The 15,473-nt window shown below is 55.5% G+C and carries 16 protein-coding genes; 11 read left to right on the top strand and 5 right to left on the bottom strand.

Annotated features, from left to right (window positions below):
- Nucleotides 1–91: 91 nt before the first annotated feature.
- From BLR44_RS26145 to BLR44_RS26135, 3 genes are all read right to left on the bottom strand, one after another.
- Nucleotides 92–988, bottom strand: a complete 897-nt coding sequence (locus BLR44_RS26145) for an NmrA family NAD(P)-binding protein (RefSeq protein ID WP_089688026.1) — start codon at nt 986–988, stop codon at nt 92–94.
- Between the two features lie 254 nt (nt 989–1,242).
- Nucleotides 1,243–2,187: an NAD(P)-dependent alcohol dehydrogenase gene (locus BLR44_RS26140; protein WP_176956223.1), complete on the bottom strand. Its 945-nt coding sequence runs from the start codon at nt 2,185–2,187 to the stop codon at nt 1,243–1,245.
- 49 nt (nt 2,188–2,236) lie between these two features.
- On the bottom strand, nt 2,237–2,977 hold the full coding sequence (locus BLR44_RS26135) for a helix-turn-helix domain-containing protein (protein WP_089688192.1): 741 nt from the start codon (nt 2,975–2,977) through the stop codon (nt 2,237–2,239).
- A gap of 320 nt (nt 2,978–3,297) precedes the next feature.
- On the opposite strand from BLR44_RS26135, the gene BLR44_RS26130 reads away from it, so the two are divergent.
- Nucleotides 3,298–3,798 carry a cupin domain-containing protein gene (locus tag BLR44_RS26130; protein WP_089688022.1) on the top strand — a complete coding sequence of 167 codons (501 nt, stop codon included), beginning with the start codon at nt 3,298–3,300 and terminating at the stop codon, nt 3,796–3,798.
- 7 nt (nt 3,799–3,805) lie between these two features.
- On the opposite strand, the gene BLR44_RS26125 is transcribed toward BLR44_RS26130, so the two are convergent.
- The gene (locus BLR44_RS26125; protein WP_245706179.1) at nt 3,806–4,666 is read right to left on the bottom strand and encodes a helix-turn-helix transcriptional regulator; all 861 of its coding nucleotides are present in this window, start codon (nt 4,664–4,666) and stop codon (nt 3,806–3,808) included.
- A 741-nt stretch (nt 4,667–5,407) separates the two neighbouring features.
- Here BLR44_RS26125 and BLR44_RS29230 point away from each other — a divergent pair.
- The gene (locus BLR44_RS29230; RefSeq protein WP_245706178.1) at nt 5,408–5,947 is read left to right on the top strand and encodes a Riean_0653 family protein; all 540 of its coding nucleotides are present in this window, start codon (nt 5,408–5,410) and stop codon (nt 5,945–5,947) included.
- Between the two features lie 27 nt (nt 5,948–5,974).
- Nucleotides 5,975–6,418: a hypothetical protein gene (locus BLR44_RS29100; protein WP_218127199.1), complete on the top strand. Its 444-nt coding sequence runs from the start codon at nt 5,975–5,977 to the stop codon at nt 6,416–6,418.
- 32 nt (nt 6,419–6,450) lie between these two features.
- On the opposite strand, the gene BLR44_RS29445 is transcribed toward BLR44_RS29100, so the two are convergent.
- Entirely contained in the window at nt 6,451–6,810 is a 360-nt protein-coding gene (locus BLR44_RS29445) for a DUF1016 N-terminal domain-containing protein (RefSeq protein WP_218127198.1), read from the bottom strand.
- A gap of 370 nt (nt 6,811–7,180) precedes the next feature.
- On the opposite strand from BLR44_RS29445, the gene BLR44_RS26110 reads away from it, so the two are divergent.
- The 8 genes from BLR44_RS26110 to BLR44_RS26075 all read left to right on the top strand — a co-directional run.
- On the top strand, nt 7,181–8,080 hold the full coding sequence (locus BLR44_RS26110; protein WP_218127197.1) for a helix-turn-helix transcriptional regulator: 900 nt from the start codon (nt 7,181–7,183) through the stop codon (nt 8,078–8,080).
- Between the two features lie 72 nt (nt 8,081–8,152).
- Complete coding sequence (gene cas6 / locus BLR44_RS26105; protein ID WP_089688015.1) at nt 8,153–8,821, top strand: CRISPR-associated endoribonuclease Cas6; 669 nt, start codon at nt 8,153–8,155, stop codon at nt 8,819–8,821.
- Nucleotides 8,822–8,838: 17 nt separating this feature from the next.
- Entirely contained in the window at nt 8,839–9,399 is a 561-nt protein-coding gene (locus tag BLR44_RS26100) for a hypothetical protein (protein WP_089688013.1), read from the top strand.
- A complete protein-coding gene (locus BLR44_RS26095) occupies nt 9,396–11,630 on the top strand; it encodes a CRISPR-associated helicase/endonuclease Cas3 (protein ID WP_089688011.1) in 2,235 nt (744 codons plus the stop codon). Before BLR44_RS26100 ends, BLR44_RS26095 begins: the two co-directional genes overlap by 4 nt.
- Before the next feature lie 3 nt (nt 11,631–11,633).
- Nucleotides 11,634–12,968, top strand: a complete 1,335-nt coding sequence (locus tag BLR44_RS26090; protein WP_089688009.1) for a hypothetical protein — start codon at nt 11,634–11,636, stop codon at nt 12,966–12,968.
- Nucleotides 12,969–12,993: 25 nt separating this feature from the next.
- Entirely contained in the window at nt 12,994–14,049 is a 1,056-nt protein-coding gene (locus BLR44_RS26085) for a CRISPR-associated protein Cas7 (RefSeq protein WP_089688008.1), read from the top strand.
- Between the two features lie 290 nt (nt 14,050–14,339).
- Nucleotides 14,340–14,903 (top strand): CRISPR-associated protein Cas4, encoded by a 564-nt coding sequence (locus tag BLR44_RS26080; protein ID WP_089688005.1) that lies wholly within the window; start codon nt 14,340–14,342, stop codon nt 14,901–14,903.
- A 67-nt stretch (nt 14,904–14,970) separates the two neighbouring features.
- The coding region (locus BLR44_RS26075) for a CRISPR-associated endonuclease Cas1 (RefSeq protein WP_176956219.1) at nt 14,971–15,473 on the top strand (503 nt) is incomplete at its 3' end.

Raw genomic sequence — 15,473 nt, 5'->3', positions numbered from 1 at the left:
CATCACTGCGCTCTGTGGGTTAGTCTGCTTCTCGCGTTGCTTGCTTCCGAACCGATGTTTAAGGAGAAAGGCTAAGTTTTTTTTGTGTGGGCTACAGTTTGTTGTAAATAGGGACGTACACCTCCTGGATAAACGCTTCGGCAGGAGTGGGCGTGACGGTCGACGTTTCTCGCTGCTGGTAGTTCATGAACCCAGTTTCGACCGCAGTGCCCATTTCGATCAGGTTGTCGACAAAATCTTCGGAAAATCCGTTGCTCAGAAACACTTCCTTTGCCTGCGCCACCGGAACCTGGACGTAGGGCAGTTCCGGCTGGCCGATGGCCTTTCCGATCAGGCTGGTGAATTCCTGATAAGTATAGTCCCGAGGCCCCATCACTGCTTCCACCCGCTTGCCTGTAAAGTCGAGACGAGCCAGATGCCCGGCAATCACGCGGGCCACGTCCCAGGTAGCGACCATGGGAATGGCGTGGTCGCCTACCGCCGGCGTCCCGTTGATCCCCCGGTTCTTCACCAGGCCCATGGTTCGCAAAAAGTTTTCCATGAAATAGGCCGAGCGGATGTGCAGCACATTGACGTGTTCCAGTTGGTTGAGTCGGACTTCTTGCTCACCGGTTCCGGCCATGATGCCATTGCCCTCGTGCATGTGCGAACCGAGGCTGCTCATGTTGACTAGGTAGCGGATGCCCGACGCTTCAATGGCTTCGATGAGTACGCTGGTGACGTGCCGCTGGTACGCGCGGGTGTTTTCCGCTTGTACGTTGTCGGGCAACAACACAAAGGCACTGTCAGCTTTTTGGAACGCCTTGGTTAGGGTTTGCGCATCCAGGATGTCACCGGCGAGGATCGTAGCCTCCTGCCCACGGTATTTTTCCAGCTTATCGGTGTGGCGTGCCATCAGGGTCACCTGATGGCCTTCGTTCAAAAGGATTTCTGCGACTTTACTGCCCACCGTTCCGGTGGCGCCGAGTACAACGATTTTCTTTTTCATCTTTTTAGGATTTGGTTCTGTGTGATGATGAGGCAAAGGTGGGCGAACAGGTCGCGCTAAACTTGTATCAAATCCCTGTTTTAGAGAGAGCGTCTTCCTACCTTCTTTAGTGACTTTTTAAGGTAGGTTTACGCTTCTCAAAGCATCTGTTCCTTTTCAGTTTGAGAGAGGCTCGCCGGAGAAATTTTCTTGAAACCAACTTCGTTTACATTAGGTCCGACGGATGGCGATTCAAGCGCCCCCTATCTGCTGACTTACGCGACCGTGACCGCCACTTTGCCTACGTAGCCGCCCCGCTCAGCGTACTGGTACGCTTCTTTGGCTTGTGCAAACGGAAAGGTCTTGCTGACTTCTACCTGAAGTCCGTCGTCGATCGCCTTGATTAACCGGTTCATGTTTTCGGAAGAGGGACCGGAGAGCAGGACGAGGTGTTTTTTACCGGTAAACCAATTGTTCACCCACGAAGCCAGGATATCTGCGGGTTGTGGGATCACATTGATAAACCGGGCACGGCGTTTCAGGATCCGCTTCGCGTTTCTATATCCCATTTTTCCTGACAAATCGATCACCACGTCGTACGTCGCTTGCTGGGAAAGCACGTTTTCCTTTTTGTAATCGATCACGCGATCGGCCCCCCAGGCGTTGGCCAGTTCCAGGGCGTTGGTGCTGGTCACGGCGGTGATGGTGGCGTCGGTGTTGCTCAGCAATTGCAGCAAAAACATCCCGAAGCCACCGGTGGCCCCGTTGACCAGTACCTGAGTGCCCGCCTGGAGGGGTCCCATTTTCTCCAGGGCCGCCACCGCGGCGGCGCCGACGGTAGGAATAGAGGCCGCCTGAGCATACTCGAGGGAGGTAGGCTTTTTCCACACGTGGCTGGCAGCCACGGCCACGTATTCGGCTAGAGCGCCTTCTTTCATGCCGTTTTTCACCACGCCGAACACCTCGTCTCCTGGCTCCACGTGCGTAACGGAGGAGCCGACACGTTCCACAATGCCGGCGAAATCGGTACCGGTATGCTTGGGAAAGGTAGAGCCGGACATCAGCCTCATCTCCCCTTTTCTGATTTTCCAGTCCAGGGGGTTGAGGGACACGGCTTTTACGTGGACGAGAACCTGATCGGCCTGAGCGACCGGTTGGGGTTCGTCCACCGTTTGCAGAACATTCAGGTCTCCAAACCGGGAATAGGTGATTGCTTTCATGGCGCTGTTGTTTTGTTTCATGGACAGCACAAAGGTGGCAGCCCCCGGGCTAGAAAACTTGTATCAGATCACTGTTGTGCTTCAAGGCCTTGGGAGGCATGCCGAACAGTTCGTACATGTACTTGTTGAGTTGCGGCAGGTCGTAGAACCCCGTGTCGTAGGCGATTTCTGTCAAACTTTGGTCTTTGTCGCTCAGCGTCAGGTAGATGGCCTGTCGCAACCGGGTCCACAACAGGTACCGAGACAAGCTACTGCCCGTCTGCTGTTTAAAAAGGGCGGCCAACCGCGAGGGGGAGAGAAAGACGAGTTCGGCAAAGGTCTGGGGCGTGAGGTGCGCCTGCGCGTAATGCGCCTTGATGTAGGCTACGATGGTGGCCACCCGTTCGTCGTAGGGCGTGTCCGGCAGGGGGGCCACCAATCGCTCCATGAGGGCATAGGGATCGAAACGGGCCGGATCCTCCCCCTGGAAAAAGGCACACAGCTCGGCTTGCTCGGCAAACACGACGTGGTCCTGATCGGGAGCAAAGCGACGAGCCAGTTCCCGTCCCACCTGCGAGTACGGCTCGATGTTGAGTACACTCAGCGTCCCTTTCTCCGCCTGGCAAAAGTGGGTGACCTGGGGCTTGATCAAAAAGCCGTGAAGGTGCTCATACAACGTGCCATCGATGGCAGAAGTGAAGGGATGATCGCCGGACATCACGATCTGGTAGGCGGCATGGTGGTGAATCTCCACGGAAAGATTGTAGGCTTTCAGCGCCAGAATGAAGGGATTGCTAAGCGGTTGTTTCATGCATTGGTAGGTATTCACCGGACGAATGGTACCCAGTTTACGCAGAGAAAGTCGTTGGAACACCGCCGTGAAAAAGGGCGAGTGGGAGTTCGGCACCTCCTGCGCTGCCGGGTCCGTCGCCTTTCGTTACCGTTCTAGACGGCATCCTCGGACGACAAACCTACTGCGGGCAACAGTGCTGAACTAGCCCGATGCGACCGAAAATCAGTCCGAAGCGACGGCGAAACCCACGCTGTCGGATCAGACTGATTTTCGGTCTGATCCGAATAGGCGCTTTCGGAGAATCGTGCTAACCTTGGTGCCACACCATTTCCCACAACATGGACACCCCGAAAAAAGCCCCCCTCACCGTAGGACCCAACGAAGGCACCAGCCTTTCTCTGGTCGGCGACACCTACCGCGTCCTGGTCGGCGGAAAAGACACCGGCGGCGCATTTGCGACCATTGACATGCTTATCCCACCCGGGGGAGGACCCGGTCCCCACGCCCACGCCGCGTTTGAAGAAACGTTTTACGTGATCGAAGGAGAGATCGAAGTCAAATCCGAATACGGCACCTATGTAGCCACACCAGGATCATTCGTTACCATTCTGAAAGGGGGCGTGGTCCACGGTTTCAAAAACAAAACCGAGCGGGTCGCTCATCTGCTTTGTACCGTCGTGCCGGCCGGTCTGGAGCAATTCTTCGAAGAAGTCGGACAGCCGATCGCCTTCGGCGAATTTCTTCCCCCCGTCCACCCCGATAAAAAAGAGATCCAACGACTGCAGGCCGCAGCGGCGAAGTACGGGCAACAGGTATTTCCTCCGGATTACCTGGGCTAGGCCCCGTTTACGAGGTAGAATACCGTTTGGGATTGACTCCGTAGTGTTGCTTGAACAGTCGGCTGAAGTGGCTCAGGTTCGTGAACCCCAAGGCATGGCCCGTCTCGGCGACCGAATAATGGGCCTGTTTCAACAGAAACGCCGCTTCTTCCATACGGGCCCGCTGGTAATACGAGTAGATCGTCGTACCGAACGTTTGCTTGAAGAGTCGCTTGAGCTTAGTTTCGCTCATAGCGGCCGTTTGCGCCAGTTCGCGCAGGACGGGGGGCACACTCAACTCACGCAGCAGCGCATCGCGTACCTGTAGCAACCGCTCCACATCCGCGCTACTGAGGGATTGGTACGTGCGATGTCCCCGCAACGCCAATGTACGGAAGAGCAGGTAAAGCAATTCCTGCACCTTAACCTGTAGGTAGAAGTCGCTGAGCGGCTCGTTCATGTCGATCTCCTCCAGTTTTTTCAGGAGCCACTTCGTGTCGGCATCCATCCTTTCGTAGTAGAGAAACGAACTACCGCTGCGCGTAATCGTGTCCAGTACCGGATGTTGCGTGCTTTCGGCTAATAGCGCCTTCAACCTGGCGGCTCTCACGCCGACCACGACGTAATGGATGGTGTGATGCGCCGGGAAGCGGATGGACGAGCTAAGATCGTTGGACGTGACCTGGATAGCAGAATGATCCCGTTGTGAAAATCGCACTGATGGGTCCTGGTTATAAGCGATCTCCACCGGTTGCTCATGGCGGTAAAAAAACATCGTGACCAGGTCGTTGCCGTCCCCAGCGGCCTGGCGTTGGATCGTGAGCTCTTCCTTTAGAGTGTAGTGATGAAACACCACTTTGAAGTCGGACCCAAAGCGATACTTTCGCAAATAGCCTTGACCGAGCCAGGGAGGAATGACCAGCTGGCCGTTTGCTACAGGGACTTGGAGTTGAAGGGCAAATTGCGCAAGAAAGTCAAAATCCGGGGTGGCGGAAAACCGAAAGACCATAAAAGTCAAAACGATAGTAGCTAAAAGAGTTGTCAACCACAAAGAAGCACCGAATGCGTTTCAAATAAAACGTTTCTCCGAGCAGTGATCACCCAAATCTTCTTTCAACATTAATTCTCCTTACGATGACGTACCGTAAATATTTATCTAGAGACCTATAACTTCATTCAACATAACCATTCATTACTTAACAATAGATTTCTTTACTCTTGTACTCCGCTACCCGATCTTCCTTTAAAATAAATTCATGAAAGGACCGTTCGTCGACTACTAGCCCACAAAACGCCTGGCAAAGGCGGATCGCTGCACAGAAAGGATTGCTTTGTAATGTATCTTGGGCGTTCACTTTTACCGGCTTACCTAATAGGGGCGGTCCCTCGCTCCTTTCGGCCATTGGAAATGATCATCACCTAGTTTGGGGCTGCACGGAGAGAGAGCAAAAGCATGATTCTGCACATTTGGTAATAAAGGAGCCGGTGCATTGCTAACCCTATATTGCCTTCCCTATATATAGATGAATAGCATAAATTTTTAGATGGGCTATTGTGACATGTTGACGGAATATAGTACTTGTGCTCAATAAACAACTATTTTTCGACTTACTCTTCTTCACAGTAATTCATGCCTCATCGCTGCTTACCCACTACCCTACTGATCAGCCTGCTCCTGCTGAGTGGTTGCGAGTTGTTCCGGAAACACGACCCTGACGAGGATCCGCTCAGTAAACTGCCGCCCCCAACGCAGGAAGGCAATTGGAACGCCGGTTGTCTTATAGATGGGTACGCTGCTTATACCGTAGGTCCACCCCGCGGACAAAACGCTTCTGGGTGCTGGGCGGAACCTTCCAAAGAGGGTACCCTCTCGATACAAGCCTACTTTTCAAAAGACGTAGGAAGCCTTGTATCATTTTGGTTGTGGGACAGCCTCGGGACAGGACTGACTTATCCACTCTACAATCAGTCGGCCCAGAATCAAGTGCTTTTAAGCATGAATGAAAAAGATTTTAAATCTTCTGATCCGGTGAGTGGTTACGTGACCCTGTCGCGCTATGAGCCAGCCGCAGGCGTGGTGAGCGGCACGTTTGCTTTCACCATGACCAATGCTGAGGGCGATACGGTACGTGTCACTGAGGGCCGTTTCGATGCACCTCTCATCCACTAATCTTCGCAACCTTCTAACTCCCTCTATATGCTTTTCTTCTCTCGACGACGGTCGAGCGTCCTCACGCTCACGACCGCCTTAGGCATCGCCTTGTTTTTTAGCCAGGCGGTCGGTGCACAAACCACGCCTTACTCTGACCAAATGAATCAGGTATTCGGTGCCCTCAACCAGGCACCCCTCTCGACAGGCATTCTCACCGACTTTGGTCTGGACCTGACGGATCCCGCTCCGTTCGACGGGCAACGCTTGGACGCCACTTCCTACATGGACGCCGACGCCTGGCACCGCCTCTATGGCACCTTACTTAGCTCGGTGATCAACCCGCAAAGCAAAATGGTCCACCTCAGTACGCTCAACCGCCGCCTGGATTCGTTGCAAACGATCTACGCCACCAACGCCAATCCCCCCATCGACCTGACGGTGATGAACATCCTGTACCAGAGTCTGAAGCCTGATGCCGTTGAAAGCTAGGAAGTCCATTTCCAGATAGCGGTCCGATAGCCCTAGAAAATCAAGTACATGGGGATCTTTGAGCAGCAGGTCCGGTTGCACCCTAATCCACCGCGTAGCCCAGCAGGGTTGCCCCGGCGATCTTTGAGCAGCAGGTCCGGTTGCACCCGTTGCTGCTGACGTAGCTGCGCCTGATCGTGACGAGTCGTCTCCTCCGGTTTGTGAGAGAGCGCCGAACGCTCATAAAGCATGGAGTTGATGCGTTCCTGCAGCGTCCGCACACTCCAACACTCCAGACGGCTCAATTCTGTATAAAAGTCGCGTTTGAGCGGGTCATCTATCTGAATGAGTATTCGTAAATGCGACGCGGGGGCCGGCCTGGCGAGACCCGCCCCCAGCTCAATTCTGCACACAGTGTGTGCAGAATCTCCGGATCCGCTACGACTTCCGCAAAGCGAAGACAATACCGCAGCTGTCGCTCAGACAAACAGGTAAGGCGGCCAAACGCTCTAAGACCTCGCCCAGGGATGACGACCAGAGCGCGAGACGCAAAGAGAAAATCCAGAGGTGACTGCCTGCTCAGCCGCTTCATCCGATGGCGTATGCTTCAAGAGATCTTCCGATACGATCAATTTCTGAATTTCTTTGATAGAATCTCACGGATGCTCTATATTGAGCGGTGGTACCTCTACAAGGAGGGGGTTTTACACGACGAGCGTAAAACGACTCCCTGCAAAGGCGGGCCCAACACCCATGAAGCAACCGACTCAAATGCGTCGGCTCGTGCTACTTTTTCGTTTGACGAGCCCACCCTATACGTATCCGGACAAAGCGCGCTTGTTCGACCACTTACAGCAAGCGGGTCTGGAGGTCTCCGAGACCACCTTCGAGCGGGACAAGAAAGAACTCAAAGAAGAGTTTGGCCTCCAAGTGCGCTTCAGCAAACCTCATCAAGGGTACTACCTCTACCGTCCCCCCGACGAGGATGTCGGCGATTTCCACCAGTTTCTGGAGCTGCTCGAACGCTGGGAACGTCTTTCCTTCTTTCTGCAGGGAAACGTGCGGCAAGTCGCGCACTACTTACAATTTGAGCAACATAGTGAGCTGCAGGGGGCCGAACACCTGCCCCTTCTCTGGCGGGCATTGCGCGAACAGCGCTGCCTCCGCTTCGCCTATCAACCCTTCCAACAGCAGGACATCACGGAACGCTACGTAGAGCCTTGCCTGCTGCTGGAAGACCGCAACCGCTGGTACCTGGTGGCCTGGTCGCCCAAAGACCAGAAGCTCAAGACGTTTGGCGTGGAGCGCATGCGCGACCCTCAGCTGACCGAGGAGACCTTTACCCAGGATCGGCGGGCGGACTACCGAGCCCAGAAGGCCTATGCGCTGGGCGTACACTTCGGCGCAGACCAACACATCGAACGGGTCGTGTTGCGGTTTGCCACTCCGATGGTTCCCTACCTAAAAACCTTACCGCTCCATGCCACCCAACGTGTACTAGCCGATGACGAGGCGGGGCTGACCGTAGAACTGGACCTGGTCCTCAATCCCGAGCTAGAGCGCGAGCTCTTGGGCTATGCCGAGTACGTGGAAGTGCTGGCTCCCCAAGCACTTCGGCAGCGGATGGCCGAGCGATTGGAAGCCGCTTTGACACGATATCAACCCTTTACTCCTAAAAAATAAACCTCTTAGACCGCAGACTCCCGCATTTTGGCAGTCTGCCTGCTTTACTTGCTCACCGAAACGCCTTACACTATGCGCTTACAACTTCACTTAACACCCAATACAGAGCCCGTTCCCTTCAATCACCTGCACCATCTCACCGGAGCTCTGCACAAATGGTTAGGTCCCAACGACCTGCACGATGGTCTGAGCCTGTACAGTTTCGGCTGGCTGCACAACGCAAAAAGGCGTAAAGACCAGCTTCACTTTCCCCATGGATCGGTATGGAATCTATCTTTTTTTGACCCACAGATTGCGAAAACGGCGCTGAATGGAGTAATGCAATCACCCACGGTGGCCTATGGCATGAATGTCAATGAGGTACAGCTCATTGACATTCCTGAACTAAGCAACTCAGTGCGATTCTATACTGATCGCTCTTCTATCGTGATTCGCCGTCGAAGAGAAGATGGTTCTCGTCAATACCTTCTTTGGGATCAACCCGAAGTAGATGAGGCGCTGACGCAACTCTTGCGCCGTAAACTGGAAGTTGCCGGTCTGACCGGTGATCATCTGAAGGTAAGGGTCGCTTTTGACCGTGAATACCCGGACGCACGCACGCGCACAATTACGATCAAGAAGATTCAGCACCGGGGTAGTGAATGTCCCGTCATTGTGGAGGGCACGTCAGAAGCGCTCCAGTTTGCCTGGACGGTAGGCATTGGGGAGCTGACAGGCAGCGGATTCGGGGCCGTGTGTTAATCGCTACTTACAAAACTATGCAAGAAGAATACTATGTGGTGCGCTACTCCGGTCCGTTTGGGTTCATAAAGCCCTGGACGGCGGTGCGCGACGGGGAGACCTACAGCCAACAGTTTTTGACACCCAGCATCGTAGAGGGGCTACGGCAGAAACTAGAAGTTACGGCCGTGCTGCGTCACCGATTGGCGCATCAAGGGTTCAGTCGACAGATGGAGCAGATCCAGTCGGCCGGGTGGCGCAAGACACGAAAGCAGATGTCACGTGAACAGTCGATCCTTTACCGAGGTGTGATGCTAAACCCAACCCTGTATTTAGCCTTCGGGACGGAAGCGGAGGCCCTGTGGGCCGCGGAGCAACACGTGTGTTTGTGCCGAAATGAAGATGTGCTGTTGCCAACGATGGTGGGTGAGATGACACGGGAAGCCTACGACCAAGTCGATGGATTTGAACTGCGCTTTGGACGGGAGCAGCCGGGGTCGTTCATGGTCGGCTACAACCGCTTTGAGGGCGACGCACCCATGTACGGTACCCTGACGATCACCGGCAATCCCACCGAAGTCATTTCCTACGAGCTATGATCTTGCTGGCGAAAAGTCCGAAACAAGGGGGCCTGTTATTGGAAGAGCACACCCGACACGTGGTGGAAGCCATCGAGGTAATGGCACCCGCTTACGGCCTGGACGTGCGCGTGGCGCGGCTAGGGGCGGTATTGCATGATCTGGGAAAAGGACACCCGGCGTTTCAAGCCATGTTGCTTGAAAAAGAGTCAGCCCAGGAGCGCGATATGAAGTTGAAGCAGCTACCCGCCGCCGACGCCATTGAGGAAGAATTACGACACCGAAGCTTTGGGCGCAACCACTACCACCGTCACGAACTCTCTTCCTTATTATTCTTACCGCTCTTTCCACTCGCCGAGCGTGAAGTGCTGATTCAGATGGTGGTGGCTCACCATAAGTCGATTCGCAACGATCGTTCCCAGCGGGGCCTCCTTGACCTGGTCAAGGAAAACGGAGTGGACGAGGTCTTTGAGCGTCACTTCGAAGCTTGGCCGCAATGGTCACCCGTGGCAGCCCATGTCGCTGCAAAATTTGGCGTGGCGGTTCGTACCCTCGCTTACGAGGAAGTTGCCGAGTGCTTTCAGAGGGTGTATGATCGCGTGCGTCGCATGGTCGACGGCTGGTCGCCCTGGAAAGGGTTGCTGATGAGTGCCGATCATTTCGGATCCGCTTATCTACATGAGACGATCACGAAAAGAACCGCTCTTTACCACCCCCCCGACCTAAGCACGTTCGAGCAACGCGCCCAAGGTCCGAAGGCCAAGCTGTATCCGCTTTCCGAGCAGCCTGTGGATGACCCGGCTACACATACACTGGTGATTGCTCCGACGGGGGCGGGGAAAACGGACTTTTTGATACGGCGCTGTCGGGGCAGGATTTTCTACACGTTGCCGTTTCAGGCGTCGATCAACGCCATGTACCAACGGCTGGCGGAGGATGTACCGGATGCCGACGTGCGCCGTCTGCATGCCGCCTCGCGGCTGGAACTGGCTGACGAAGCCGACGAAGATGTGGAGCTTCAAATGCATCCGGGTGCGGGCATCAAGGTAATGACACCTCATCAATTGGCGGGGATTGTCTTCGGGACGCCGAAATACGAAGCCATCATGCTGGATTTGCAAGGGCAGGACGTGATTCTGGATGAAATCCATACGTACGACGGGCAGGCGCGGGCTATGGTGGTGCAGATGGTACGTACCCTGGTACGGTTGGACTGTCGGGTGCACATCGGGTCGGCTACCATTCCCACCGTGCTGGCGGATACGCTGGTGGAGGTACTGGGTGGATCAGACCAAGTAGACATCGTACGATTGCCCCCTGCTGTGCTCGATACGTTTGACCGGCACCAGGTACACAAAGTGGCCGACGAGACGACGGTGCACGAAGTACTTCGACGAGCGGTCGACGCGGGCGAGCACGTACTTTGGGTATCGAACCGCGTGAAGGACGCGCAAGAAAACTACCGCTGGGCAACGCAGCACCTGCCAAAGGCAGAGGTGCTGCTAATTCACAGTCGATTCCGGCGGGGGGAACGCCGAGCCCTGGAAGCGCGGGTGAAGGAGTTGCAACACGCCGCCGGGCCGTGTGTGGTGTGTGCCACCCAGGTGGTAGAAGTGAGTCTGGACATATCCTACGACCGGATGGTGACCGCCGCTGCCCCACTGGACGCGTTGATCCAGCGCTTCGGACGGGTGAACCGCATTCGGAACGAGGCAACCATCGGTACGTATAAACCGGTACATGTGGTGGCCCCACCGGAAGACGTCCGCGCACTACGACCGTATGAGCCGGACGTGGTCCGTGCCAGTTACGCGGCTCTACCCGATGAGGGAAAGGTACTGGCTGAACGCGACGTACAGCTCCTTATCGATGGCGTGTATCCTACGGTTGAAGTACCTGACCAGGCGCAGCATTTTATCATGCGAGAAGATGGAACGTACCGCATCCGTACCCTGCAACACCATCAAAAATCAGTTCTGCTCGAAGCCCTTGACATTGACTCCGCTACCTGCGTGCGGCAATCGGACGTGGCAGCCTACCGGCGAGGGCCGTGGGATGCCCGTGTAGAATTGGAAATTCCGGTGTCGCACCGGTTGCGCTACGCACTCCGTACGGGCGGGGCACCACTGGAATATGGTTCCTATCCCTACGTGATTCCCGACGACTGGTACCATCCGGGGGGGCTGCTGCTCGGATTGGTAGTACCGGCCATGCCGACAAATCAATCCGCTTTTGACACTCGATTTATTTAAACCATGTACACCGCACACATCGGCCGCCGCCTGCTGACCCTTTACAACGAACATCGCCGCGAAGGACCACCCCTGACGCCGCGTCAGTTTTTTGACGACGTGTTCTTTCCGCTGGTCTTCAACCACGAGCGGTACCTCATGTTGGCGAATAACTCAAAATTTGACCAAGCTGCTAAGCAGCAGAAAAAGCGACCGCTGACGGAGGAGGTACGTCGGGAGGCACTCTTGCTCTTTCATACAGACGTAGCAAGGCTCGATGAACCCCAAGGACATCTGTACCTAGGGGGCTCAGCCCGGGGGGTGGAAGCGGCTACGTCAAGCCAAATCACGAGCGTATGTATCCCGGTTGACGCCGACGAGATCTATTTGACCTGGATGGGTGCAGCGGCCGGGGTAGGAGTAAAGGGGGGCATGTCAATGCTGATTGACCACGACGCGGTATTGCTGGCTTTATTGGAAGGGTGGAAGCAATACCGAAGTAAGATGGAGGCGCTACCGACCCTGAAGCCCTACCAGATCGATACCTGGAACGGGTGGTGGCTAATTCACCGCTTTGACGAGGAGTTTGATGAAACTGATCCGTTGCGCGATTTTCCTCTCGGTGCGTCGGGTGAGCCAGTCGCCAAAGACGGTAAGCACGCCTATAGCACACCGCCCTGGATTCGGGTGGTATTCGCGCTGACCAGTTTGCCAGATGCCCGCGACCTGATCAGCTATGTCTACTCTTTTGGCCAGACGAATACGACGGTGGGCTTCATCCCACTCAAGCTCCCGGAAGTAGGACGGTTGCCCCTGCTCTACGAACGGCTGTTCGGAGCGCACCAGGGCCGTGACCGGAGGAGTTTAAAGCGCCTGTATGACACAGAATTGGGCTTCACCACCGCTTGCCAGCAAGGTGCGATCGGGCTACGGGCTATTGAGCCGAAAGACTTACGCAAGCACATGCCCAGCCGTTTTAACGGAATCACTTTGCCAAAACATCCTAAAAAGGAGTCAGATCAGATCACCCACGACATCTACATAACCTGGATCATCGCCATGCTGAACAACAACGAAGACTTACTCAAACAAACGGAACAAACCGCAGAAGCACTTCACCAATTTACCCAACAAGCCAAACGGGGTAAACAAACGCACAAAACAATGGTCGAAGAAGCTTTGAAGGCCAATGGCCGCAGGCAGTTTGTCGAAGCGCTCACCCCCATCCTAGAGGAAGAAGACGGTACCCATAAGGAGCTATTCAATCGCCTCGTCCATGAGGTGGTTACGATGCCGGAGAGTAACGTACCTCTTTTTCTCACGCTGTTACGCTTTAAGTTCGTCTACGTTTCAAAATAACTTATCACCCTTAATGTAATTTTTGATGAAACCATATCTGTATCTCCGTGGCTTACGCCAAATGGACCACACGGTGTTTTCTGTCGAGAACGGTCAGAAGACTTATTGGGATCCTATTTTCAACAATCGTCTCCCCTATTCGAGCGGTCAACAGGTCAAACGATCCATCCTCGATGCAATGGTGGAAACAATGGAAGATGAAAAGCGGGCGCCCATTACGTTTAATTATCAAATCACCAGTGGGAAAGATGGCAAGGATAGCCTTGCTCAGAAGGAACCGTGGAGTCCTTGCGATCCCCTTCATGCCGATCAGTTAATCGGTGGGTGGATGCGGGCTCAGTCCTCCGAACTTACTCTCAAAAGACGCAGCCCGCTTTCTATCTCGGCCATGCGCCCTCTGCATCCTACGCTGGCTCGGACCAGTGAAGAGAGTTTGACGTTTGATCGCAGCGAAAACCCCAGCCATAACCCCGTCAGGGTGCGCAACGCCGAGGGTGAGCTGCTTTCCGACGAAGCGGTCAATGAGTTTCTTCGCTCAAATACCCGTTCGCTTCCGCGACGTCACTGGATTCCGAGCGATAAAGTCGGCTCGCGCGCAGAAGGCCTCTTCGTGTACGATGTGGCTATTGATCTACGGCGTTTATTCAAAGTGTCGACTAACCGTCACGATCCAGAACTGACGGAAGCGAAGGAGGCGGAATTACGTGAGGAAGGTTGGATCGAGAAGGGTGAATTTTTGGTGTGCCCAGCGGACCGTCGTGAAGAGATCATTCCCGCCTTGGCACACGCGTTGATCAACTGGCGCATCACCAGCAACCAGAGCCGTACCTACAGTCCGCAACCGACGTTGGCCATAGCCATCTCGGACAACGCAAACTTACTGGCGGCGGCCATCCGTGCCGATCTACGGGAAGAGGGGAAGAAAGCAGACCCAGTACTTGAAAAAGTACGTGGTGCGGAGCTGTATATAGCGCTCTCTGCCAAAGGCTACGTACCCGGTGTGATGGGTTCGGCAGAGGCACTGGCAAACGCTGAACATGATCTAACGGAACAATTGAAGGCCTTTGAATATGAGGTATGACCTTCTCCGACCCACATCCCTACCTGGCCTGGTGGTGCGTAAACCACGACGACATTCAACTCGGTCTGGACGAGGATAGTCCAGTCGATTACTTCACAATGACCCTAGATGCCGGGGGCATGTGTTGGCAACGAGGATACCAACTCTGTTGAAGAAGTCCTGGCGCAAGCCGAAACACACCTGCGCATGGTGATACCTGATCGGTTTGGGAAAGCGGTGGTCAGGGAAATCGAGGCGATGCGTAGACAGAAGTGATCACCACCCGCGGTCTCTCTTGACTTTGAAGCTTTATGAATTCGTTCGCTACCGTTACCTCTTCGCTCCGCATCGGGGGCATGCTGCTGGGCTACTATCTGATCTGCCCCCGCAAAGCCTGGCTCTCGTTGCGGGGCCTGTGGATGGAACAGGAGTCCGACACCGTGGCGCTGGGGCGATTGCTGGATCAGACCAGCTACAGCCGCAGCGAGAAACACCTGCACCTGGAAGCGGAAACGCCCGACGGGCACCTGCTGGTGGGCAAGCTCGACCGCGCGCAGCTGCGACAGGGGGTGTTGCACGAAACCAAAAAGGGACGCTCCTGTGAGGAGGCTCACCGGTGGCAGGTGCGCTTTTACCTCTGGCTCCTACGCCTCAACGGGGTGACCCGCGCCGACGGCGCGGCCTTCACCGGCCAGTTGGACTATCCCCTGCTGCGCCGCACCGAACCGGTCACGCTCACTGCCGCGCAGGAAGGGCAACTGGCCACCTGGACACGGGAACTTCAGCTCTTGACCCAGCAGCACACGCCCCCGGCCCGCCTGACGCGCCGGCGCTTCTGTCAGAAGTGCGCCTTTGAAGACTTGTGCTATGCATAAAGCGGGGAGACGGAGATCCGGGGTACCGATGGTCTCCTGCGCCCTGAGACGTTAGACCTTTGACGCGATGAAACGACCTTACTATCTGTTTTCCAGCGGACGCCTCAAACGCCGGCACAACACGCTGGCCCTGGAGCGAGCCTCCGGAGCGCGCGCTCCCGACGATGCCCCTGAGGACGAAGGCCTGCCCTCCTGTCCACCGGACCATCCCACCGATCGGGTGCCCTTCCCGGTAGAAGCGGTAGAAAGCCTTTACCTGTTCGGCGAGATCGACCTCAATTCCAAGCTGGTCACTTTCCTGGGACAGCACGGCATTCCGGCCTTCTTCTACGACTACTACGGCCATTTCACGGCGGCACTCTATCCTCGAGAATCGCAGCTCTCGGGGCGGCTGCGCGTCGAGCAGGTACGGCATTACCTCCGCGGACCCTGGCGCTTGTTTCTGGCTCGCGCCCTGGTGGAGGCTTCCCTGTTTAACATCGGACGGGTGATCAAGTACTACGTGCCCCGCCTGAGCGGGGCTGCCCAGACGGCGGCCGAGCTGGCTTTGGAGATGATGGAGCGGGAAGG

It is taken from the genome of Catalinimonas alkaloidigena (assembly GCF_900100765.1).
Classification (GTDB): Bacteria; Bacteroidota; Bacteroidia; order Cytophagales; family Flexibacteraceae; genus Mooreia; species Mooreia alkaloidigena.
Note: the sequence above shows the minus strand (reverse complement) of the source record. Positions and strands in the feature narration are given on the sequence as shown.

Bases quoted from the DNA above. Each gene is read 5' to 3' on its own strand.
- BLR44_RS26145 (WP_089688026.1), bottom strand. From the start codon at position 988: ATGAAAAAGAAAATCGTTGTACTCGGCGCCACCGGAACGGTGGGCAGT.
- BLR44_RS26140 (WP_176956223.1), bottom strand. From the start codon at position 2,187: ATGAAAGCAATCACCTATTCCCGGTTTGGAGACCTGAATGTTCTGCAA.
- BLR44_RS26135 (WP_089688192.1), bottom strand. From the start codon at position 2,977: ATGAAACAACCGCTTAGCAATCCCTTCATTCTGGCGCTGAAAGCCTAC.
- BLR44_RS26130 (WP_089688022.1), top strand. From the start codon at position 3,298: ATGGACACCCCGAAAAAAGCCCCCCTCACCGTAGGACCCAACGAAGGC.
- BLR44_RS29230 (WP_245706178.1), top strand. From the start codon at position 5,408: ATGCCTCATCGCTGCTTACCCACTACCCTACTGATCAGCCTGCTCCTG.
- BLR44_RS29100 (WP_218127199.1), top strand. From the start codon at position 5,975: ATGCTTTTCTTCTCTCGACGACGGTCGAGCGTCCTCACGCTCACGACC.
- cas6 (WP_089688015.1), top strand. From the start codon at position 8,153: ATGCGCTTACAACTTCACTTAACACCCAATACAGAGCCCGTTCCCTTC.
- BLR44_RS26100 (WP_089688013.1), top strand. From the start codon at position 8,839: ATGCAAGAAGAATACTATGTGGTGCGCTACTCCGGTCCGTTTGGGTTC.
- BLR44_RS26095 (WP_089688011.1), top strand. From the start codon at position 9,396: ATGATCTTGCTGGCGAAAAGTCCGAAACAAGGGGGCCTGTTATTGGAA.
- BLR44_RS26090 (WP_089688009.1), top strand. From the start codon at position 11,634: ATGTACACCGCACACATCGGCCGCCGCCTGCTGACCCTTTACAACGAA.
- BLR44_RS26085 (WP_089688008.1), top strand. From the start codon at position 12,994: ATGAAACCATATCTGTATCTCCGTGGCTTACGCCAAATGGACCACACG.
- BLR44_RS26080 (WP_089688005.1), top strand. From the start codon at position 14,340: ATGAATTCGTTCGCTACCGTTACCTCTTCGCTCCGCATCGGGGGCATG.